The sequence below is a fragment of the Vibrio sp. 10N.247.310.98 genome, assembly GCF_041467395.1.
GTDB classification, from domain to species: domain Bacteria; phylum Pseudomonadota; class Gammaproteobacteria; order Enterobacterales; family Vibrionaceae; genus Vibrio; species Vibrio crassostreae_C.
Genome location: NZ_JBFSUL010000009.1, coordinates 80,805 through 102,884, shown reverse-complemented (window position 1 = coordinate 102,884; position 22,080 = coordinate 80,805). Strand labels below are relative to the sequence as shown.

The 22,080-nt window shown below is 43.9% G+C and carries 16 protein-coding genes; 7 read left to right on the top strand and 9 right to left on the bottom strand.

Translation table 11 applies throughout. From position 1 onward, the window contains the following. Window positions 1-182: 182 nt before the first annotated feature. From AB6E78_RS06125 to AB6E78_RS06115, 3 genes are read right to left on the bottom strand one after another with little or no spacing between them, the layout of a single operon-like run. A complete protein-coding gene (locus AB6E78_RS06125; protein WP_372133338.1) occupies window positions 183-3,242 on the bottom strand; it encodes an efflux RND transporter permease subunit in 3,060 nt (1,019 codons plus the stop codon). After that, entirely contained in the window at window positions 3,239-4,294 is a 1,056-nt protein-coding gene (locus AB6E78_RS06120; protein ID WP_017065790.1) for an efflux RND transporter periplasmic adaptor subunit, read from the bottom strand. The genes AB6E78_RS06125 and AB6E78_RS06120 overlap by 4 nt, the downstream gene beginning before the upstream one ends. Beyond that, window positions 4,294-5,382: an efflux RND transporter periplasmic adaptor subunit gene (locus tag AB6E78_RS06115; RefSeq protein ID WP_017064636.1), complete on the bottom strand. Its 1,089-nt coding sequence runs from the start codon at window positions 5,380-5,382 to the stop codon at window positions 4,294-4,296. The genes AB6E78_RS06120 and AB6E78_RS06115 overlap by 1 nt, the downstream gene beginning before the upstream one ends. A gap of 150 nt (window positions 5,383-5,532) precedes the next feature. Here AB6E78_RS06115 and AB6E78_RS06110 point away from each other — a divergent pair, with 150 nt between their 5' ends. Next, window positions 5,533-6,276 carry a TetR/AcrR family transcriptional regulator gene (locus AB6E78_RS06110; RefSeq protein WP_017064637.1) on the top strand — a complete coding sequence of 248 codons (744 nt, stop codon included), beginning with the start codon at window positions 5,533-5,535 and terminating at the stop codon, window positions 6,274-6,276. Window positions 6,277-6,391: 115 nt separating this feature from the next. Here the strand turns inward: AB6E78_RS06110 and AB6E78_RS06105 are convergent, their stop codons facing one another. The 3 genes from AB6E78_RS06105 to AB6E78_RS06095 all read right to left on the bottom strand — a co-directional run bounded on the left by AB6E78_RS06105 (window position 6,392) and on the right by AB6E78_RS06095 (window position 8,666). Further along, window positions 6,392-7,663, bottom strand: coding sequence for a DEAD/DEAH box helicase (locus AB6E78_RS06105; RefSeq protein ID WP_102319709.1), 1,272 nt, complete (start codon window positions 7,661-7,663; stop codon window positions 6,392-6,394). A 57-nt stretch (window positions 7,664-7,720) separates the two neighbouring features. Continuing rightward, the gene (locus AB6E78_RS06100; protein WP_017059830.1) at window positions 7,721-8,332 is read right to left on the bottom strand and encodes an ACP phosphodiesterase; all 612 of its coding nucleotides are present in this window, start codon (window positions 8,330-8,332) and stop codon (window positions 7,721-7,723) included. A 205-nt stretch (window positions 8,333-8,537) separates the two neighbouring features. Further along, window positions 8,538-8,666, bottom strand: a complete 129-nt coding sequence (locus tag AB6E78_RS06095) for a hypothetical protein (protein WP_017059831.1) — start codon at window positions 8,664-8,666, stop codon at window positions 8,538-8,540. A 446-nt stretch (window positions 8,667-9,112) separates the two neighbouring features. Between AB6E78_RS06095 and AB6E78_RS06090 the strand changes: the two genes are divergently transcribed. Both AB6E78_RS06090 and AB6E78_RS06085 read left to right on the top strand, forming a co-directional pair. Further along, window positions 9,113-10,336, top strand: a complete 1,224-nt coding sequence (locus tag AB6E78_RS06090; RefSeq protein ID WP_017059832.1) for an aromatic amino acid transport family protein — start codon at window positions 9,113-9,115, stop codon at window positions 10,334-10,336. Between the two features lie 148 nt (window positions 10,337-10,484). Beyond that, window positions 10,485-11,909, top strand: coding sequence for a methyl-accepting chemotaxis protein (locus AB6E78_RS06085; protein ID WP_017064641.1), 1,425 nt, complete (start codon window positions 10,485-10,487; stop codon window positions 11,907-11,909). A gap of 408 nt (window positions 11,910-12,317) precedes the next feature. On the opposite strand, the gene AB6E78_RS06080 is transcribed toward AB6E78_RS06085, so the two are convergent. The 3 genes from AB6E78_RS06080 to AB6E78_RS06070 all read right to left on the bottom strand — a co-directional run bounded on the left by AB6E78_RS06080 (window position 12,318) and on the right by AB6E78_RS06070 (window position 15,710). Continuing rightward, complete coding sequence (locus AB6E78_RS06080) at window positions 12,318-13,043, bottom strand: HAD-IA family hydrolase (RefSeq protein WP_372133335.1); 726 nt, start codon at window positions 13,041-13,043, stop codon at window positions 12,318-12,320. Between the two features lie 303 nt (window positions 13,044-13,346). Then, window positions 13,347-15,155 (bottom strand): HD domain-containing phosphohydrolase, encoded by a 1,809-nt coding sequence (locus AB6E78_RS06075; protein WP_372133332.1) that lies wholly within the window; start codon window positions 15,153-15,155, stop codon window positions 13,347-13,349. Window positions 15,156-15,215: 60 nt separating this feature from the next. Beyond that, window positions 15,216-15,710 (bottom strand): hypothetical protein, encoded by a 495-nt coding sequence (locus tag AB6E78_RS06070; protein ID WP_017064644.1) that lies wholly within the window; start codon window positions 15,708-15,710, stop codon window positions 15,216-15,218. A gap of 248 nt (window positions 15,711-15,958) precedes the next feature. Between AB6E78_RS06070 and AB6E78_RS06065 the strand changes: the two genes are divergently transcribed. The 4 genes from AB6E78_RS06065 (at window position 15,959) to AB6E78_RS06050 (ending at window position 22,057) form a co-directional block, all read left to right on the top strand. Further along, on the top strand, window positions 15,959-16,438 hold the full coding sequence (locus AB6E78_RS06065; protein WP_017064645.1) for a CreA family protein: 480 nt from the start codon (window positions 15,959-15,961) through the stop codon (window positions 16,436-16,438). Between the two features lie 129 nt (window positions 16,439-16,567). Further along, entirely contained in the window at window positions 16,568-17,872 is a 1,305-nt protein-coding gene (locus tag AB6E78_RS06060) for an inosine/guanosine kinase (protein WP_372133329.1), read from the top strand. Between the two features lie 294 nt (window positions 17,873-18,166). Next, window positions 18,167-19,915 carry a formate--tetrahydrofolate ligase gene (locus AB6E78_RS06055; RefSeq protein ID WP_065584254.1) on the top strand — a complete coding sequence of 583 codons (1,749 nt, stop codon included), beginning with the start codon at window positions 18,167-18,169 and terminating at the stop codon, window positions 19,913-19,915. A gap of 237 nt (window positions 19,916-20,152) precedes the next feature. Next, a complete protein-coding gene (locus AB6E78_RS06050) occupies window positions 20,153-22,057 on the top strand; it encodes a diguanylate cyclase (protein ID WP_017069883.1) in 1,905 nt (634 codons plus the stop codon). The last annotated feature ends 23 nt before the right edge of the window (window positions 22,058-22,080 follow it).

The following is a 22,080-nucleotide window of genomic DNA, read 5'->3' as shown; positions in this document are numbered from 1 at the left end:
TCTTCTTGAAGATAAAAGCGGCTTTCCCCGGAAAGCCGCGATGAACCTTTTTTAATGCTTGCCTATTCGTACCCTCTTACCGCTCTCACGTGTCAACACATTTCAGGACGGGACAACACGCATAAAAAAGCCCAGTCAAAATTGACTGGGCTGGCTTAAAAGAATCTGTTTTATATCAATCCCTAATAACCCGCAGTGGACGGTTTGATTCTATATAGAATAGCGAACATCACTGGTACTACTATTAGCGTTAGTACGGTAGCAAAGCCTAAGCCTGCCATGATGGTAATCGCCATTGAGCCGAAAAATGCATCGAATACCAAGGGAATCATCCCCAAGATAGTCGTCAGTGCTGCCATAGATACCGGTCGTACACGACTGATCGCGCTGTCTACAACCGCTAGGTATGGGTCTTTACCTGTTGATAGCTCACTGTTGATCTGGTCAAGCAGTACAATGCCGTTCTTCAAAATCATGCCGCTTAGACTCAATAAGCCAAGGAACGCTGTGAAGCTGAATGGCATATTGGTACCTAACAGACCAATTGAAACACCAATGATAGAGAGTGGAACCGTAAACCAAATCACAAGCGGCTTACGAACCGAGTTAAACAGAAGCATCGTGATGATAAACATCAGCAAGTAACCCATTGGCAGTGAGCCAAACAGAGATTCTTGCGCATCTTTAGAGCTTTCGTACTCACCACCCCAGCTAATGCTGTAGCCTTCTGGTAAATCTAATGCTTCTACCTTTGGTTTCACACGAGCAAACAGACTCGCTGGCGTTTCATCACCAAGAACATCGTGGTCAGCCAATACTGTTAGCGTACGTTTTCTGTCGCGACGCTGAATCAGTGGCTCAGACCATTGAAGCTCTACGCCATCAATCACTTGCTCAACTGGGATGTAAGTTTGTAGTGATGGGCTCCAAATCTTCACATTGTTTAGCGATTCGAAATCAAAACGCTCTTCTTCCGGTAAACGCGCAACAATAGGCAACATATGAGTACCATCACGCAGTAAACCGATGTTGTAGCCACCAAACGCCATCTGTAACGTCTCGGACAGATCCGTCTTTGAAATACCAAGACGACGCGCCTTTGATTCGTTAAACAATGGCACGAGCTCTTTGGTACGTTCACGCCAGTCGTGACGAACATTTCGAGAGCCTGGGTCCGCTAACAAGATGTCTTCCACTTCAACCGCAATACTGCGCAAGATTTGTGGGTCGGCACCACTAATACGAGCCTCGATTTTTGAAGCTGGTGACGGGCCAAACTCAATCAACTTGAACTGGAACGTTGGTTGCTCAAATTCGTTCGCTAAGTCTTTGTCTAGCGCCGCTAGAGCCTTAAACATAGTGTCGCGGTCAGTGGTTCTTACTTGTAACTGGGCGTACGCTTCGTAGCTTTTCTCTGGTTGGTAAGTCAGTGCGAAACGTTGCATGCCCTGCCCAACCGTTGTCGTTACAAACTCCACGTCGTCTTGCTGGCGAATGTAGCTTTCAACTTTTTCTGTCTGCTTGATCGTTTCACGAACATCGGTGCCTTCTGGCATCCACATGTCTACGTAAAACATTGGGGTATTTGACGGCGGGAAGAACTGCTGCTTCACCATACCAAAACCGACGACAGAAACTGCTAATAGAGCGACCATACTAACTACAGTAAGCCATCTAAATCGAAGTGCTACTTTCAGACACGCACCGAATACCACAAACAGGATGCCTTTGTATGGGTCTTCGTTCTCATCAACCTTGTCTTCTTCTTTAAGCAACATCTCGGCAAGGAATGGCGTTAGTGTTAGTGCAGTTACCCAACTCAAAAACAGTGAGAAACACAGTACCCAAAACAGTGAACCCATGAATTCGCCTGTCGCATCCTTCGACAAACCAATCGGTGCAAACGCTGTGATAGCGATAATGGTCGCACCTAACAGTGGCCATTGTGTTTGCTTGACGATGTCTTTCGCTGCTTGAAGCTTGGTTTTGCCTTTCTTCAAGCCCACCAAAATACCTTCAACGACAACAATCGCATTATCCACCAGCATACCCAGCGCGATGATCAGTGCCCCCAGAGAGATGCGGTGCAGTTCAACATCGTTGTAATCCATCAGGATGAAGGTACCGAATACCGTCAATAGAAGAACCAAACCGATGATCAAACCACTGCGTAAGCCCATTGCGAACAACAATACAATGATAACGATGGCTACCGCTTCAACTAGGCTGATTAAGAAGTCAGCCACAGATTTGTCTACTTCTTGCGCTTGGTTGTAGAAGTAATTCAGTTCTACACCCGCTGGCTTAATGCTTTCTAGGCGATCCAGTTCCGCATCCAGTGCTTTACCAATCTCAACCACGTTTACGCCTGATGAGAAAGCAATACCTAAGTTGATTGCAGGTTTACCGTTGTACGTTAATACATTACCCGGTTTTTCTTGAATACCACGAGTCACTTCAGCAACGTCTTTTAGACGAATTAGATTGCCAGTGTCACGACCATGAATGATTAGGTTTTCTAGTTCTTCAACCGTGCTTAATGTGCCGTTTGGCTTAATCGTTAGGCTTTGACCATTCAGCATCACCTCGCCTGCCGATACCACACTGTTTTGTTGTGCTAGCAATGCTGTCACCGTCGACATATCTAGGTTCAATGCGGCTAAGCGTTCCAGTGACATCTCAACAAACAGTTGTTCTTGTTGGTCACCTGCAATGCTAACTTTACCGACACCGTCAACCAGTTCGATTTCACGCGTTAGGTAATCTGCGTACTGTTTGAGCTCAACGTAATCGTAACCATCACCGGTCAGCATGATCATCACACCAAACACATCACCAAAATCATCGATGATCTGAACGGAATTTACACCACTTGGCAGTGTTGGTTGTAGATCGTTGATCTTACGGCGCATTTCATCCCAGATCTGAGGCAGCTCGTCTGGACCGTAGTCCATCTTCATACTGACCATAATTTGGGACATACCGTTCGATGATGTCGAGGTAATCTTGTCGATGTACGGAAGCTGTCTTATCTCTTTTTCTAGTGGGTAAGTCAGCTCTTCTTCAACTTCCATTGACGTAGCGCCAGGGTAAGTTGAAATAATCATTGCATCTTTAATGGTAAAAGCTGGGTCTTCTAAACGGGATAGATTACCAAAAGACGTCACACCGCCAATGGCCAAAATGACTAGAAACAGCCAGCTGATTACTTTGTTCTTTATTGAATATTCTGCGATGTTCATTCTGCTTTTCCTGACAATTGGATTCCGTCACGGAGTTTTCTTAAATTCGAATTTACGAGTAGCTCACCTTGCTCAACACCATGAGCGATGAGTGCGCCTTGGCCACTGATCTTGTCGACTTCTACTTCGCTTTTGAATGCTTGTCCGTCTTCCATTTTCCACACATAGAACTGATTCGCTTCAGAGCCCGCTTCTAGCGTTGTCATTGGTAATTGGTAGCCTTGAACATCGCTCAGGCCCGCTTTCGCCATATCTACATTGACCGTAACGCTCGTGCCTGGCAGGATTTCACTTTCAGGCTGCTGCATCTGCATCCAAAATTCGTAGGTACGGGATTGTGGGTGCAGTTCACTGGTGTGTTCTAGATACGTCAGTGGATATTGGCCTGTGTGACCGCCAAAGGTCGCCTCAGGACGATAGCTATTTGAACGCATGTCTGGGCTAATTGACGCCAAGATCGAATCTGATACTTGAATTCGCACATACACCTTGTCGTTCTGGTACACACTCAGTAGTGTTTCTCCAGGCGTCGTATTTTCGAATCGTTGCTTATCGACAGTTGAAACTGTTCCTGAGAACGGCGCTAAAAGTTCTGTGTAACTCAGCTTGCGTTTCGCCGCCGCCAAATTCGCCGATGCGAGCTTATAGTTAGCCGTCAGTTGGTCGTGTTCTGATTGCGATAACATTTCGCTGCCAAACATCTCCGTTCCACGGGCCAACTGTTTGCTTGCCAGTTTGAATTGAGATTGAGCATCAGTCAGATCTTGGACGTACGTTGCGTTATCTAAGGTGGCTAATAACTGCCCTTTTTCGACATTGTCGCCCGCTTCTACTAATACTTGTTGAATCTCGCCTGCTAGCTTAAATGCCAAGGGAGTCAATTCAGCTGGCATCACCTGTCCATTAAAACTTCTGAACTGATTAGTAAGCGGTGCGCCAACTTCAAAGGTAGAAACCAACAAAGGTGGTTGTTCACGGTGTACAGCTTCATTGTTACAGGCTTGAAGTAACAGAACCGACGCGACAACAACTGATAATTTTGAAAGGTTCATTAAATACCGCCCTCACGAAGCCAAGCTTTTACTTGTTGTCCGTCTGATAACACATCCACACCCGCTTCAACGATAAGGTCACCAGACGACAATCCGTCGATAACCTTGCCTTGCTCATCAAGAAGGACTTGTACTTTAGAAATCAGTTGAGAGTCAGGGTTATAACGCCATAGTTCACCATGGCCTACGTCTTTGTTTAACCAAGCTGAATCCACAATACCAATGCCGTAGTCAGATTTACTTTTCTGAACTTCAACTTGCGCTGTCATACCAGAAAGTAGATTGATGCCTTCTGGCTTTTCGATAGACACAACCGCTTGGTAGCTGTTGGTATCTTCATCTGGTTGCGTTGAGATTTCTTTAAAGCGAGTCGGGATACGAATGCCGCGGTGGCTGTCCATCACAACCCACATGTTTGAGCTCGTTAGGTCTTGAATAGAACGGTCTTCAAGCTTTGATACTGGAATTGAAAACGTCACATCCATTTCACTGTGATTCAAAATATTCAGTACAGGCTGCTTTTCTGCGATCAATTGATATTGCTTTCCAAACACCATCGATACCACGCCATCGAATGGAGCAACTAAGGTAGTGTAGCCAAGGTTTGTTTTTGCTTGGTCCAACTCAACTTCAGCGGCAGTAAAGGTGTTTACGGCTTGGTCGTAGTAATCGGTACTGACCAGTTTTTTCGCATACAACTCAGAAGCTTGTTTGTATTGGCTGTTCGCCAGATCAAATTTAGCTTGGGCTGCGTCAACGGCAATACGGTAATCCGTCGCGTCTAATACGGCTAACACCTGACCTTTCTTCACTTCTTGTCCCATACGAACATCGAAGGTTTCTATATCTCCACCCACTTGGAAAGAAAGTGCCGCACGGTCGGTCGCATCAACCTTTGCAATGAAGCTATCGAGATCAATATCAGTCTGTTGTGGGATTTCGAACAGCTTGACTGGCTTGATTACCTGCACATTTTCCTCTGACTGAACTTTGTCACATCCAGTTAGAGAGCCTGCGAGCAATAGTGCTGCAATAACAGCTCCCATGCGCTTGCTCGATATGGCATTGATCGACAAATTGAACTGCATGATGCCTCTCCGTTTAATTATTATGATTTATTACACAGGTGGGCAGTATATTTAATATTAAATAATTCTCAAGATTTACTTTCCACTTGTGCAGTATTTTTTATTTCAGTAAAAACAGTGTAGAATGTTGTAATCAGGTAATTGTGTGAAATGAAGATGACCGAAAAGAAGCAAGGTAGAAGAAGTGCAAAAGACGCCGAAGAGACGCGTTTTTTGATCATGAGCGTTGCCGCAGACATGTTCTGTGACTTTGGCTACGATCGTGTATCACTGCGAAACATCAGTGAAAAGGCAGGCGTCTCGCATAGCCTTATCCGCCACCACTTTGGTAGCAAAGAAAAGATTTGGCATGCAATAAGTGATTGTTTACACGATTATTTTCAGTCTTACATCAGTAAGATTATGGAAGAGCTGCCAAAAGATGTTGCGCCAAATATCGCTATCTACCTGTTTAGCATGCGTCTGTTCACCAACATGATTCACTCACGTAGGCCAATGCAGCTTATTTCAGACTCTGTTCGCCAAGAAGACAACCTAGTTGATTACTTCATCGACAATGTCGGCGATGTTGAAAAAGAGATTAACGGGCTTGCCGCTGAGTACAATGCAGCTAACCCAGACAAAATGATCAACATTTACGAAGTTAAATGGCAAATGATCATGTACGCAAACGGCGCTGTATGCCTCACTCCCTTTATGGAAAGCACTTGGAATGAAGGTGATATGGTCACCTCACCCGAAGACGCCCTACTTAAGCATTGGCAGCTTTTCAACACGCAGATGGTCAGCAAGTTCAATATTGATGAAGAGTGGGCTCTAAATCCAACCTCGATTGAAGAGCTGATTTATGAAGTGCCATGTGAATGGAAGTGTAACCAGGAACATAAAGCTTAATCGGGTTCATACCCATGATGAGCTTATAAGATACAAAAACGCGCCGTTACAGAAGTCACTGTAACGGCGCGTTTTTATATGTATAGATCTTTAAACTGGAGCTTTGTACAGCTTATTAGCGACGTGCTTTACCGCGGTTTTGGTGAATCTTAAGCTTCGCTTTCATCTTACGTTTTTCTGATGAACGGCTTTTGCTGCGACCACCACGATCGGGCGCTAGATCTTTTTCAAGGCTTGGTTCAAAGCCCTCTAGCCACTCTTGAGGCAAGCGAGTATCAAGTAATCGCTCAATATCACCCAATAGGTAAGCTTCATCCTGACTCATCAAAGAGATCGCTAAGCCGCTGTTACCCGCACGGCCAGTACGTCCGATGCGGTGAACATAATCTTCTGCTTTAAATGGCATGTCATAGTTCACAACTTGTTCTAGCTGCTGAATATCAATACCACGAGCTGCCACGTCGGTTGCGATCAACGCACGAACTCTGCCTGACTTGAAATCGTCTAGGGCTTTTTGACGCGCACCTTGGCTCTTATCGCCATTGATTGATGCCGCTTTAATGCCGTCTAACTTAAGCTCTTTAACGAGAGCATCAGTGCCCTGCTTAGTCTTTGTGAACACCAACACTTGTTGCCAGTTTTTTGAACCAATCAAATACGCTAATAGCTCACTTTTACGCGACTTATCTACCGGGTAAACCATCTGTGTTACGGTTTCAGCGGTGCTGTTTTTTGGCGTAACTTGGATTTCACTTGGCTTCTGCATCATACGGTGTGCAATCGCTTTGATTTTGTTATCAAACGTTGCAGAGAAGAACAGAGTTTGACGCACTTCGTTCATGCGAGAAAGAATACGCTTGATGTCAGGCATGAAGCCCATATCTAACATACGGTCAGCTTCATCCAGTACCAGTACTTCCGTTTGGCTCAACATGATGTTTCTAGTGAACATGTGATCAATAAGACGACCAGGCGTCGCGACAAGAATATCTGCGCCACCGCGTAAGTTATCAGTTTGCACCTTCATGCTAACGCCGCCGTAAGCCACCACGACTTTAATGTCGGTGCCCTTTGCGTAGCTAGTTAAGTTATCGAAAACCTGTTGTGCCAATTCACGAGTTGGCACTAATACAAGCGCACGAACGAGCTTAGGGTTCGGAATAACGTTGTCTTTTGTCTCGATTAATCTTTGAATAATCGGTAAACCAAACGCAGCCGTTTTACCTGTACCCGTTTGAGCACCAGCCAGTACATCTTTGCCTTCTAATACCAATGGAATTGCTTGTTCTTGAACACTGGTAGGAGCCGTAAAATTAAGCTCAGACAACGTGGCAAGAAGATGCTCAGATAATCCTAGTTGGTTAAAAGATTTTGTAGATTCAGACATAGTATGATGCTCAAAGATTAAATAGGCGCGGATTGTAGCAAACCTGCATTACGCTGTTTACCTTTCCTTTTGATTTTTCTTCATTTGAAGCGCATTAAACTGCTTAGCTTCCTCTAAAACGTTGGGATAAAGCTCATTAAAGTGACACTGCAACGTATCATAGTGACGTTCGAGGTCATCGTAACATGCCTCGAGCATACCGAGCTTAGGCCTTCTCAACGCCATTCGCTGCAACACCACCTCTATAGATGACATGTCTTGATAGCTCTCTAACCATCTATGCTCAGCCATTTTCTGATGAACCATAACGAAATTTTCAGGCCAGTGTGGCTCTTGATGTTCAAAGATCTGCTCATGGCTATCTAAACAAAAACGCTCTAATGTCTGCTGTGAAAACTGATCCCAATGATTGGCTAAGCAGTGATCCCAAAATACATCGAGTGCGATAGGCGCAAAGCGTCGTGTTTGGTCTGAGAAAAGTGATTTTGCAGAACGAGATACATCATGACGATCAGTATAGCTATCAACAAATCGATGAAGCCTAATACCGTCAGAAAGGGAATCAGAATAGTGTTTATTAGGGTCGCCTTTAACAAAATCACCTAACAGGTTACCTGCTAAGTTGCTGTTACAGTGCTTGGCGATGTGAAGGTGTGCGAGAAAGTTCATTGAACCTCATTAAAGTATCGAGAACTAAGTAACATGGTAAACGTACTCGTTTATCTTCGCGAACTTTAATGAGGATAGTTTTGGTATGACGTGTGAGCGAATACGATTTGCTCAGTTTAGAATTGTTTGCTTTGAGAAGCTTTAGCTAAGAAAACTTTTAGCTTTAAAACGTTTCAGTTGAAACTGAATTAAAGATCTTAAAAGCTTAGTTCGAAGACTTGAAAAGCTCTTCTGCTAACTGTTTCACTGTCTGCTCATAGTCAGACAAATCAATGCCAATTTCCATAGCATCTAACAACTCTAGACTTTCGTCATTATAAGATTGGTCACTCATTGTGCCCCCTCTATTCCTTGATGTGGACATGATGTCCGATTAACTAGTGCACCATCTTGAACTTATATTATGTCACTTTGATGAACGCACTCTACTCTACCCATTCCATATTCATAGCTTAAAGCTACTCGCGATCATTAACGCTTTTTTGCGCTAAAGGGGTATACGCGAACGACATATGTACTGCCACCTTACACCAAGTACAACAAATTACTCTATAAATTTTGAAACCGATCATGGTCAAACGTTTGCTTTGCTCATTTGAATGCTGACACGCCCCTTTGTGTAAATATTAATTTACAGTGGATGTTTTTTATTACAATAAGAATTGCATTTGGAATTAAATTCAATCAGAATACTTCAAAATCGAGATATTCTTTGGGTTTATGCGCTTAAGCTAGAAGAATTACAATGAAAACACACCCTAACGTAAAGAATTATATACAATGAATAAATCAAAGGTTTTTGGTAGTACTTTGATCATTGCAGGCACAACCATTGGTGCTGGCATGCTCGCTCTTCCACTTGCTTCTGCAGGTATTGGCTTTTCAACTTCACTTTTCTTGATGCTGGGTTTATGGGCGTTAATGGCTTTTACTGCGCTATTAATGGTAGAGCTTCACCAATTCGCAGAATCTGACGCTACCCTACACACGTTAGCTCATACCATTTTGGGGACAAAAGGAAAGTGGATTGCGAGCTTCGCGGTGATGTTTCTTTTCTACGCTCTGTGTGCGGCATACATAGCTGGCGGCGGTGCGCAATTTAACCAACGAATTTCGGATATCGCGGGTATCGAACTTAATGCTCAAATCACCACGCTTCTATTTACCCTATTAGTTGCCGGCGTTGTTACGATTGGTACACACAGTGTTGATAAAGTTAACCGCGTTTTGTTTGGCTTAAAGCTTATCGCGATGGTTTTGGTACTCAGCTTCCTAGCGCCAAACATTACCTCTCAATACTTAATGAGCATGCCTTTACAGCAAGGCCTGATTGTTGCGGCTATTCCGGTTGTGTTTACCTCTTTTGGTTTCCACGGCAGCATCCCATCAATTGTTCGATACCTAGATGGTGACGTTCGTTCTTTACGTAAGGTAATGATTATTGGCTCGGCACTGCCTCTGGTTATCTACGTTTTCTGGCAAAGTGTTACTTTGGGCGTGATTAGCCAAGAGCAGTTGTTGTCTGACACAAGCTTGGGCGCGCTATTAGTCTCGCTATCGCAAACGGTTCATCAATCCAACCTAAGCGTGATCGTCGGTGTGTTTGCGGACCTTGCACTGCTGACATCTTTTATTGGTGTGAGCTTGGGCTTATTTGAATTCATGGGCGACTCACTGAGCAAGAAACTAGGTAACGCAAAACGTGTTAAGACAGCTGCTATCACCTTCTTACCGCCACTGGGGTTTGCCTTATTTTACCCACAAGGCTTCATCATGGCTTTAGGCTACGCAGCCATTGCACTTTCAGTGCTCGCGATTCTGTTACCAACAGTGATGGTCTACAAGGTTCGTTACACTGATTTCTCTGTCAAACCACAATCTTCAGAAGCCAGTTACCAAGTGTTAGGCGGTAGCAAAGCGTTGTTTTTAGCAGGTAGCGTTGGCGTATTTATCATTGCGATTCAAGTTCTTATTTCAGTAGGGTTACTGCCTTCTTTAGGCTAATAAACCTATACAGAACTAATTTACTTGATTCAGATCTCATAAATGACATATCACTATCATTAATTTTCACAATTAGTCGATTGAAGTCACATTTTTATTGAGGTCGGTTATTTAGAGTCCACGGTAAAGGATTTACCGTGGAGTTTTTATGAAAGAAGTACAATTTCGAACGATAGACAAACTGTTTATTAAGATGTCGATCAACGACAAGTTTTGGGTCATTTTCTTAATCTTTTTTGCCGCTCTGGCAAGCCTAGCTGGACTGAACTACGTCAACAAAATGGAACACATTGACGTAACTGCAAAACAGCAGGTCGAGTATCAACTGCAAGGCATTTTATCAGCATCAGATTCCCCGGCATCTGTTCGCTCTGTTAGCCAGCAAACTCGCGCTCAACAAACCACTATTTCAAATAATGGTTCTGTGACTGCCACAGCACTCGCACAAGATGGCAACTACTACTCACTTACCGTTTCAACTAACGATATACAGAATCAAAAGCAGCAAGCACTGTACACTTTATTACTGAGCTTCTTGTGGTGTGTGCCTTTTGGTCTTTTCTGTTACTGGGTAGCGACTTTCCTAGGCGGCGCACTTTGGGTTCTTTATTCAACGACTCAAAAGATTGGTGATGGTGACTTAACATCACGCCTTGGCTTCCACCCTGGCCGTGATGAGTTCGGCACGATTGGTTGTGCGCTTGACCGTTCAATGGATACGCTTAGTGAGTTAGTCAACAACGTAAACCACAGTGCAGCAACGCTAAGCGAAACATCGGCTTCTTTCGAAACTGAGATGAAGCGCAGCGAAACACAAATCATGAGCCAAAATGCCTCTCTAGACTCTGTAGCGACAGCAATGGATCAGATGACAGCTTCGGCAAATGAAGTCTCTAACATCTCTGCACGCTCAACTGAACAAACAGAACAAGACGCGCAGCAAATCAACGATAGCCACGCGAAGGTTCAACAGGCAATCTCGGAAATCACCACCCTTTCTTCTTTGATTGAGCAAACCTCATCTTCTGTTACTAGCTTGAATGTGAATACGAGCCAAATTAACGAGGTCATCACGACGATCAATGCTATTTCAGAGCAAACTAACTTACTTGCTTTAAATGCCGCGATTGAAGCCGCTCGTGCGGGCGAGCAAGGCCGAGGTTTCGCTGTTGTTGCTGATGAAGTAAGAACACTGGCAAGCCGCACTCAGTCGGCTACTGTAGAAATCCAAGCGATGATTGAACGCTTACAGCAAGAGAGCCAAAATATCGCGAAGATCACCGAACAGACGGTTGACCAAGCGCAAACCAGTAGCCAGTTGATTTCAAACATTGGTCACGACGTAAACTCGATTGCAGATTCAGCTCAAGCACTAATGGACATGAGTATCCAAATCGCAACATCAGCCGATGAGCAAAGTAACGTTGCCAATACGATTGCAGCAGAGCTTAACGATATTCGAAGCCAATCCGATGTGATTAAAGACGTGGCTCAGAATTCTTCAAATGGCGTATCTAGGCTAACAGAAGCGTCGGTTTCTCTATCTCAGACATTGGCACGCTACCGAACTTAAGGATCAACTGGTGAACTAGCGGCGTGAATTGAAAACAAACTAATGAGGACTCGTAATGGGTCCTTTCTTTTTGGCTTTTGTTTAATAACATTACAAGAACCATGGTCAATAACGATGACATTATCAATTACCATGAAGCAAGTCGCAAAGGAGAGATTAAGAAGTGTCAGAACTGTCTAATATTCGAGCTTAGGAGTAATCTAATTGAACGGGTCTTTTTTCGCTTACCCCCTTGCTGCAGGTGACACATAATGAATAAAACAGAAACACCAAACACCGACGACATTACATGCCCTTTATGCCAACACGACGAGTATCTGCTTTCAGAAAGTGGAGAAAAGTTTACTTGTGCATCTTGCGGTTTCCACACCAAACAATTTAGTAAGGTAGTCAGACTTCAACTAAGCTCTACCCCACCAAAGCTGCAGAATTCGATATACCACCATTTGAGCAGTGCTTGCCATTAATCCAAACTGAAATTTCTTCTAAACTGTAGATATCCTGAGCCGCGAGTTCTGCTGAGTCGGCTTCGGGATCTACGATTGCTTCATCAATACTCGGGCGTAATCGAAACGATTGGATACCCGCGCGAACACCAGCCTCAATCCCTTTCAACGTATCATCCACGTAGATGCACTCATTTGGCAGAAAGCCCATGTTCATGGCCGTGTACATGATTAGATCAGGCTCTGGCTTCCAGCTGTTAGCATCAAAAGCTGAGAACACTTTGCCTTTGAAGTCGTCTAGCATGCCTGTCATCGCCAATGAAGATTCAACTCTAGATTTTGGTGCATTGGAAGCGATACAAAACTCGATATCTTGTTGTTTGAGAAATTCAATAAGTTCGATAGCTCCATCCATCGGCTTTAAATGACGCTGGAACAGTGCTTGTAATTCAGTGCGATATAACGGTTCAAGTGTATCAATCGAGATAGATAACCCAAGACGTTCTTGTGTATCCATTAAGATGTCGGCTAGCTTCCCGCCTTGAAAGTGCGCATAGCAGTCGTTGACGTTTAGCTCCGCTCCAAAGCCAGTGAAAACGTTCACCAAAGCTTGGCAGCACAGCTTTTCACTATCGATAAGTGTTCCGTCACAATCGAAAATCACACATTTAGTCTGTTCTAACCGCATAGGTATCTCACTCAGATTGAATCCAAGTTTTATCTTATAGTGTTCTTTCAATGCGCGAGATGATTGAGGTAACAGTTTGCAGATACAGGCTTATTTCTCTTCGCGAAATATCGAGTTGATCACTTTATCGCTCAGCATAAGCAACAGTTTTCATTAAATTAACCCAGATTCTACGAAACCAAATACTGCGAGGTTTACATAAGCTACTCAATTTCAGGAGAAAATATAAATCACTACTTCCTAGCCGGATCGTGGTGAATCGATAAAAAAAATGGCTTATAGGCTACTCAGATAGAGCGACAATTAGCTAACAACCGACTCTTCTAAGACTTTAGCTTCAAGCGAAGGTGAAGACGCATATTCTACAATTCCAGTATCGGGGTACGAATCTCGGATAGCGACAAACTCGGATAAGTGTTTCAGTAGCAATTTAGTTAGCTGAGGATCAAACTGGTAGCCACACTCTCGCTCAAACAAATCGACCACCATCTCTAACGGCCACGGTTCTTTGTAGCAACGTGCACTAAGCAGCGCATCAAACACATCGGCTACGGCAGTGATACGAGCAAACAGGTGTATTTCATCACCCACTTTTCCATTCGGGTATCCAGCACCATCCCAACGCTCGTGATGTTCGTTAGCAATGATTGCCGCGAGGTTGGTAATATCACCCGCTCCGCTCTTTAGTAAGTTATAGCCAGCCGTAGTATGAAGCTTCATCACCTCCCACTCTTGGTCGGTTAATTTCCCAGGTTTATCCAAGATTGATTCAGGGACTGAAATCTTACCCACATCGTGCATTGGGCTGATGATCTCAATCATCTCGACCTCGCGATGGCTCAAGCCACGATACTTAGCAAGCAGTGCAGACAACTTGGCTACACGCTTAACATGATTACCAGTTTCGCCAGAGCGGGTTTCAATTGCCTCTCCGAGAACATGAATCATATCCTTTTGGATATTCAAGGTCTGTTTCTGAAGCTTTAAGATTCGTTTGTTCTTATTCGCCAACTCTTTCTTTTGGCGCAGAGTGACAAATTGCATCAAGATGATCAGGCTCAAACCCGCAATCACCATCGACAGCCCCAATAACAACTGGAAGTTTTTGCGAATAAAGGATGAAGGCTCGTTAATGAAAACCGCTTCGTCAGGTAACGCGTTTGCACTAATCCCGTATCTCTTCATTGCAGGGTAATTGAATACAAAACGTTTGTTGTCTCCGGGAGTTAACGGTGTAGTAAAACCAAGTGGAAGGTATTTATCCAACGCATCGACGGCCTGTTCACCCATGCTTTGTGAGTGATTAACGTAACCACCGAGTACATCACCCGAAATATAGAACTGCCACAAAGCAAACACCGGAGCAGCACTCGCTTTTGACAACGTATCCGCAATCTCTTGGTAAGTGTGATAAACCCCTTGCTTTAACTCGGTGTTGTAATGACTGAGCAATACCGCATCGTCCGCAGAGATCCCTTCCAAAAATTGGCTCGTATGCTCCAGCGACAAGTCGCGAATTTCTACGAGATTGATATTTGAAAATTCAGCCATCATTTTGTTCATTTCTTTATGAATCAATTCAGACGTGACACTGTAATCATTTACAAAATAGAGATTCTTTAGATTAGGTCTTAATTTGGAGATCAGCTTAATATTAACGTCTATCTGATCGTTCTCGTAAAGCACAGTTGCTCTGTCAGACACCGCGTACATGTCGGTGCTGAAATCATAGATGCCGGCTGCAACGACAGGTGTGGAGCGATCAATCAAATTAGGCAGAGATTCAAGAAAATTGGCTGCGTTATCGTCCGTCGCAATTACGCCATCAAATTTATAACCTGCATACTTCGCACGTAAGTAGTTCGCGAGAGAGTCGTAATACTCTGGGCTGTGGACACGCTTTGAATCCAAATACTCTATTGAGAGTTTAACTTCGGTTTGAGACTGGCTGAACGCACTGTCTATCCCTTTTTGGAAGTCAGCAGTCCATTGATAAGAAGGTTCGTATGAGTGTAAAACTAGGATGCGTTTAATATCCCAGTCGTTAGCAAAACTGAGTGAAGAATAAGCGCTAACACATAATACAGCGATTGATATCAATAGCTTGTACATACAATACCCTTTAAATAAGACGGGGTATTGTACTTAGATTAACGCTTTGTCAAAGAATCTTTAGTTCTCGATCCATACTTTATCGCAAGAAGCATGATCTTGTGCCCAAAAATCGTGTAACTGCTTAGCAAAGTTGTTGATACTTTGACCATTTTCAGCAACGACATCCGAGATCAATAGGGAACCATCCGCTTCTGTGACGATAGCGCTCGCCACAACTTCACCGTTTTGAGTACCAATATATAATACATGATCGTCAGAAAGCATAATTTGGCTCAAGAACTCAAGCATGTGTGCCCTTTCGATTTCATCTTGGTAAACGCTTGCTTGGTTGAGTGAAAATAGCACGGTCAATTTATGGAAATCGACTTTATGCAGTTCATCAATTTGGGAAGGAGTTTGATCTTGTGCTAGGAGTTGGTATGTCTTGGATGGAAGTTTGCTTTGATAAAGTTCACGGCCGAGGAGGCTCTCTTTTGCGGGGTAAGCAATATCGAGCTGACTAAATAGCCATTGGTTTTTCTTGTGTGCAATTTCAGGTATTTCGTTATTCATTCTTTTAGTACCTACGGTTAGTATCCCCAAATATCGCAGTTATTTGGAAGACATACGGTCGGCTGAGGTGCCGAGCTACAAGCAGAGAGCATACAGAGCATGACCAAGGCCAACAAGTACTTTAAATGCTTCATATTTTTCATTATCCAACAACATCCTTTAAGAACTTAACGAAAAGCTCTACACTCGTATCCAAGCTTTCAATATCCTTATAGTAAACAGAACTATATAAATAAAAAGGACTTCTTATGAAAAAAGCCTTAATAGCAGCAGGTATCGTGACAATGTTAGCTGGCTGTTCGGACAACGAGGTTGGCGACGTCTCACTGGGTTTCTTCACAATGAAGGATATCAAGATGTCTTCATTAGATGACGATAAGATCGCGGGTGTTACCTGTCATATCGCATCAATCGAAGCAAACCTTAGCCTTTCTGATCCAAGTGATAGCTCTATATCTTGTCGTCAAACAGGTGAAATTACACCAGAAATGATTGCTCAAATAGACAAGAGTAAGTCTGGCGAAGTGGTATTCAAGCAATCGAAAAGTATCTTCTTTAAAACAATGAAGGTTCGTCGTATCTACGATGCAGAGAATCAGTCGCTGCTTTACTTGTCTTACACCACCAAAGAAACAGAAGGTAGCTTCAAACACAGCCTTTCAACTGTTCCACTATGGGGTACAGAGGCTTACGTTGATCCAGCGACGTTAGTACAGCCAACCGAGTAGTTTCAAACATATAGTTAGTTGAATCACCTGTACAGACATTGTGCAGGTGATTCAAAATGTAATAAAAATGAAAGAAACAGAAACAAAATGTGATATCATGCGGCAAAATTTTTTCACTGTATTTTTCATATGAAGTTTCCTGGACAGCGTAAATCTAAGCACTACTTTCCAACTCACGCACGTGATCCGTTGGTCAACCAAATTCAACAAACGCCTAAGCTTCACCGCGCAACGATTGTGGGTGTTGGCCAAACGATTGTTGATATCGAAGCCCGTGTTGACAACGAGTTCCTAGAAAAATACGAGCTGAGTAAAGGTCACTCACTGGTATTGGAAGAAAGTAAAGCAGATGCGCTGTATGAAGAGTTAGTTGAGCGCGGTTTGATCACGCATCAATATCCTGGCGATACTATCGGCAACACACTGCACAACTATTCCGTACTTGCGGACAGCAAATCTGTCCTGCTTGGCGTAATGTCTAAGAAGATTGAAGTTGGCTCATTTGGTTATCGTTACCTTTGCCGCACTTCTTCTCGTATGAATCTAAACCACCTTCAAACTGTTGATGGTCCAATTGGTCGTTGTTACACGCTGATTTCTGAAGATGGCGAACGTACGTTTGCAATCAACGAAGGCCACATGAACCAACTTCTTCCAGAAAGCATTCCTGAAAAAGTCTTCGAGAAAGCTTCTGCATTGGTTGTGTCGTCATACCTAATGCGTGGCAAACCTGAAGATCCGATGCCAAAAGCGGTACAAAAAGCGATTGAATACGCGAAAGCGCACAATGTGCCTGTTGTACTAACACTTGGTACTAAGTATGTGATCGAAGGCAACGCTGAATGGTGGCAAGAATACCTGAAAGAAAACGTAACCATCGTCGCGATGAACGAAGATGAAGGTGAAGCGCTAACGGGTGAAAAAGATCCTCTATTGGCTGCTCACAAGGCACTTGAGTGGGTTGACCTAGTTCTATGTACTGCAGGTCCTATTGGTCTATACATGGCAGGTTACACTGACGAACCAGCGAAACGCGAAACCACACTGCCATTGTTACCGGGTAACATCCCTGAGTTCAATAAATACGAATTCAGCCGTGCGATGCGTAAGCAAGACTGTAAAGACCCAGTAAAAGTGTACTCTCACATTGGCCCTTACCTAGGTGGCCCACTTGAGATTAAGAATACCAATGGCGCTGGCGATGGTGCACTTTCAGCACTACTTCACGACATGGCAGCAAATAGCTACCACCACGTGAATGTACCAAACTCAGAGAAACACGAGCACACTTGTCTAACTTACTCTTCACTGTCTCAAATTTGTAAGTACGCAAACCGTGTAAGCTACGAAGTGTTGACTCAGCACTCTCCTCGCCTTTCTCGTGCATTACCTGAACGCGAAGATAGCTTAGAAGAAACATACTGGGATCGTTAATCGACCATATTAGGCAGTTACCTCTTAAAGGTTAACGCCAAGTGAGATTACCCATTCCTTGAAGGGCTGCTATATGCAGCCCTTTTTGTATTCAACACCAATATAACGGCAGCTGAAGTTAATCATATCGAATATTTTGCTCGTTTAAGATTTGATCTCGCGCAATGACTCTTTAGATCTGTTATCTTCCAGCACATAGTTCGTGTGGTTTGCCTTTACTTGGCAAATTTATACAGTACTATCGCCACGCAAACGTTTACGTACCACCTTTCGGTTCTGATATAAGGATCAAATATGCTGTCTGATATTGATATTTGTCGCTCTACTCCCCTTAAAAACATCAGTGAGGTTGCCAAGCAAGCTGGCCTGCACCACAACGAACATCAGCCATTAGGGCAATTCAAATCTAAAGTGTCTCTCACATCACTTGAACGCCTCGCCAACCAACAAGATGGTAAGTTAGTCGTAGTCACGGCGATCACACCGACACCTCTTGGTGAAGGCAAAACCGTCACTACTATCGGATTAGCACAAGGCCTCGCAAAGATTAACCAATCTGCAATGGCCTGCATTCGTCAGCCTTCAATGGGCCCGGTATTTGGTGTAAAAGGCGGCGCAGCGGGCGGTGGTTACTCTCAAGTTGCCCCTATGGAACAATTAAACCTGCATCTCACGGGTGATATTCATGCTGTTACGGCCGCTCACAACCTCGCCTCCGCCGCCATTGATGCACGTTTGTATCATGAACAGCGTGAAGGGTTAGACGCCTTTGAAACGCGCTCAGGCTTAAAAGCACTGAATATCGACCCAAGTAGAATCGTTTGGCGACGTGTACTTGACCATAATGATCGCGCATTACGCATGATCACGGTTGGCAAGAACGAAGCAGACAAAACAATTAACGGCTTTGAGCGAGAAGATGGATTTGATATCTCAGCCGCTTCTGAACTAATGGCCATTCTTGCTCTAGCCAATGACCTTCAAGATTTGAGAAAGCGCATCGGACGAGTGGTACTTGCTTACAACAAACAAGGCTTGCCGCTAACCGCAGATGACTTCAACGTTGCAGGCGCAATGACCGTGACCATGAAGGATTCTATTGAACCAACATTGATGCAAACCCTTGAAGGCGTTCCTACCCTAATTCACGCCGGGCCTTTCGCGAACATCGCACATGGTAACTCTTCAATTATTGCCGATAAAATAGCGTTAAAGCTGAGTGACTTTGTGGTAACTGAAGGTGGTTTCGGCTCAGACATGGGCTTTGAGAAAGCGTGCAACATAAAAGCGAAAGCGTCGAACAAGAAGCCCGATTGCGCTGTGGTTGTCGCAACCTTACGTGGATTAAAGGCTAACTCTGGTTTATACGATTTGAGACCGGGCACTCCGTTACCTGATTCAATCTTTAATGATGACCAAGACGCGCTTGTTGCAGGGTTTGAGAACCTAAAATGGCACATCACTAACGTTAAGCAATACCAAGTGCCTACAGTTGTTGCGATTAACCGATTCCCACAAGACTCAGCTCAAGAGCTCGATGCTTTGAAACAGATGATCACCGACTTCGATCCAAGCGTTAGCGTTGAAGTAAGCGAAGCATTTGGTCAAGGTGGCGAAGGGGCGACTCAACTGGCTCACGCCGTGGTAAAAGCTTGCCAAAAACAGAGTGGATTTAAGCCTTTGTATCACTCAGAGCAAAGCCTAGAAGAAAAGCTGATGGCAGTCGCTGAAGTTGGCTATGGCGCAGCAAGTATTACGCTATCTCCACTGGCTAAAAAACAACTGGCCGAATTCAAACTGCATGGCTATAACGACCTATCGGTTTGTTTAGCAAAAACACCATTATCGATCTCGACAGAAGCACACGTAAAAGGTGCACCAATCCAATTTGACGTGCCCGTTAGAGAACTAAAATTGTGTGCTGGTGCTGGTTTTATTTACGCGTTGTGCGGCAATGTGATGACCATGCCAGGCTTGCCTGACAAACCGGCGTTCATGTCGTTAGATATTGATAGTAATGGAAATATCGTCGGCCTAAGCTAGCTGCCCTTAGTTAGATAATCGGCAATTAATCGCGATTAATTTAGCTTAGGTTTCGGAGCAGTGTTCTATATTGAGCAATCATTTACTAACGAAGTGATTGCTCAACAATCAAGCTTAACTGCAAGAAGTTGCACTTAAATCGTAGTTATATGCGAATCTTGTCTTAACTTCTCGGTCAAGATCACATTAAAAACCCTATAATATATATAGTATTGCGCTGATTCTTTGAGGACAGTGATGAATACAAGTATAAAAAAACTAGTCAGCCAATTTCTATGTACCATCTTTGCCCTAGGACTAGTCCCTGCCCTCTACATCAATTCTGAACTTGACAGAATAGATGCTCAGCACACTCTAAATATTAAGCAGTCTAGCCAAAATCAAATCGAATACAGCTTTCATGAACTCGCTGTTATTGTTGAGCAAATCTCTAACTCTGTTCCTTCAATCGCCGACTCTCAAACACTACTCCGAGCGATTCGAGAACCTTCTATTATCCATAAAGAAACCCTGCAAGATCTTTGGGTGATGTTAGCTCGTGGCCAAAAATACTATTCCCATCTTCGTTACCTCGATCTAGCTGGCAACGAAGTGTTTCGCGTTAATTATAAAGACAATCAAGCAATCGTGGTTCCAGATAGTGAACTGCAGAACAAGTCTTCGCGTGATTACTATGAGGTACTACAGCAATTAAAGATTGGTGAGATTAGCTCTCGCGGTATTGATCTTGAAGTCGAAAACGGAGAGATCGTTCGCCCTTTGATTCCAGCGCTACGCATTATGACGCCAGTCGCTGAAAACAACCGCATTATTGGTTACTTCATCGCAAACCTGAACATGCTTGAGATTTATAAGCGCCTTCACTATCAAATTGGTGCATCTTCTGCTGTTCCTATTATTCTCAACAAAACCGGACACATAATCATGGGGCCGGATCCTACGGAATCTTTCGGACATGTAATTGAATCACGTTCAGAGCAGACTTACGCAAAGTTATACCCTGAGCTTTGGACTGCGATTCAAGACAAGACATCTTCGAGCTATTTCGATGGTGAGAACTGGTATTTTCATTCCGACATCAGCCCTAAAATCAAACAGTTTGAAGGCCCTATTTACATGGTTCTTCACATTGAAAATCAGCAGTTCAGCAGTCAATACCGACAAGAAAAACAAGCGATCGTCGTTCAGATCATCACCTTGTCTTTCTTGATTTCGATGATCTCCGCTGGCTTCGTATTGTGGAACAGCAACCACAAGAAGAACAGTATCGAGAGCCAACTTGCTAAGGCCGCAATGAATGGCATGTCTGCCTTGGTGATTACCGACAGAAACAACCGAATCATCAAAGTAAACCAAGAGTTCACCCGTGTGAGTGGCTACGAGTTAGAAGACGTAAAAGGCCGCCAACCGTCCATGTTTGCCTCTGGTCGCTACAACGAAGAGTTCTACATCAAGATGTGGAGCATCATCAAAGAGAAAGGCATGTGGGAAGGCGAAGTGGTTAATCGTCGTAAAGACGGGTCTTTGATCACGGAAATATTGCGAATCCAAACCATTAAAGACTCGAAAGACGTGATTCAGTTTTATGTCGCTTCATTTGTGGATATAAGTAAACACAAAGAGCTAGAAAACAAACTGAGAAACCTGAGTGAAAAAGATGCCTTAGCTGGGTGTTGGAACCGCCGTAAATTCGATCTTGAGCTGCGAGATGAGTGCTCTCGTGTTAATCGTTACCCTACTCGCGAACAGTCTTGTTTAGCGATTTTGGACATAGACCACTTCAAACGCATCAACGACAGATTTGGTCACGATTATGGAGATCGCGTCATTCAAACCGTTGCTCAAGTATTACAACGAGAGTGCCGAGAAACTGATTTTGTGGCTCGTATTGGTGGCGAAGAGTTTGGCGTTATTCTGCCTCATACCACAACAGAAGAAGCTGAGTATGTACTTAACAGATTGAGAATCGCAGTCAGTATTGAGCTCGATAACGTGGTGACGGTCAGTGGTGGAATTACCAACCTGACCAACGACCCTGCTCTTAACTACAAGTGCGCCGATTTAGCACTTTATGAAGCCAAAGCAGCAGGTCGAAACAGTGTGTGCCTGTTCCTAGACAGCGAAATGAGCGAAATCGCCTAACAGAAAATCAGTATTGTTCCGCT

Bases quoted from the DNA above. Each gene is read 5' to 3' on its own strand.
- AB6E78_RS06050 (WP_017069883.1), top strand. From the start codon at position 20,153: ATGAATACAAGTATAAAAAAACTAGTCAGCCAATTTCTATGTACCATC.
- AB6E78_RS06075 (WP_372133332.1), bottom strand. From the start codon at position 15,155: ATGTACAAGCTATTGATATCAATCGCTGTATTATGTGTTAGCGCTTAT.
- AB6E78_RS06100 (WP_017059830.1), bottom strand. From the start codon at position 8,332: ATGAACTTTCTCGCACACCTTCACATCGCCAAGCACTGTAACAGCAAC.
- AB6E78_RS06085 (WP_017064641.1), top strand. From the start codon at position 10,485: ATGAAAGAAGTACAATTTCGAACGATAGACAAACTGTTTATTAAGATG.
- AB6E78_RS06080 (WP_372133335.1), bottom strand. From the start codon at position 13,043: ATGCGGTTAGAACAGACTAAATGTGTGATTTTCGATTGTGACGGAACA.
- AB6E78_RS06120 (WP_017065790.1), bottom strand. From the start codon at position 4,294: ATGAACCTTTCAAAATTATCAGTTGTTGTCGCGTCGGTTCTGTTACTT.
- AB6E78_RS06110 (WP_017064637.1), top strand. From the start codon at position 5,533: ATGAAGATGACCGAAAAGAAGCAAGGTAGAAGAAGTGCAAAAGACGCC.
- AB6E78_RS06065 (WP_017064645.1), top strand. From the start codon at position 15,959: ATGAAAAAAGCCTTAATAGCAGCAGGTATCGTGACAATGTTAGCTGGC.
- AB6E78_RS06115 (WP_017064636.1), bottom strand. From the start codon at position 5,382: ATGCAGTTCAATTTGTCGATCAATGCCATATCGAGCAAGCGCATGGGA.
- AB6E78_RS06055 (WP_065584254.1), top strand. From the start codon at position 18,167: ATGCTGTCTGATATTGATATTTGTCGCTCTACTCCCCTTAAAAACATC.
- AB6E78_RS06095 (WP_017059831.1), bottom strand. From the start codon at position 8,666: ATGAGTGACCAATCTTATAATGACGAAAGTCTAGAGTTGTTAGATGCT.
- AB6E78_RS06090 (WP_017059832.1), top strand. From the start codon at position 9,113: ATGAATAAATCAAAGGTTTTTGGTAGTACTTTGATCATTGCAGGCACA.
- AB6E78_RS06060 (WP_372133329.1), top strand. From the start codon at position 16,568: ATGAAGTTTCCTGGACAGCGTAAATCTAAGCACTACTTTCCAACTCAC.
- AB6E78_RS06105 (WP_102319709.1), bottom strand. From the start codon at position 7,663: ATGTCTGAATCTACAAAATCTTTTAACCAACTAGGATTATCTGAGCAT.
- AB6E78_RS06070 (WP_017064644.1), bottom strand. From the start codon at position 15,710: ATGAATAACGAAATACCTGAAATTGCACACAAGAAAAACCAATGGCTA.
- AB6E78_RS06125 (WP_372133338.1), bottom strand. From the start codon at position 3,242: ATGAACATCGCAGAATATTCAATAAAGAACAAAGTAATCAGCTGGCTG.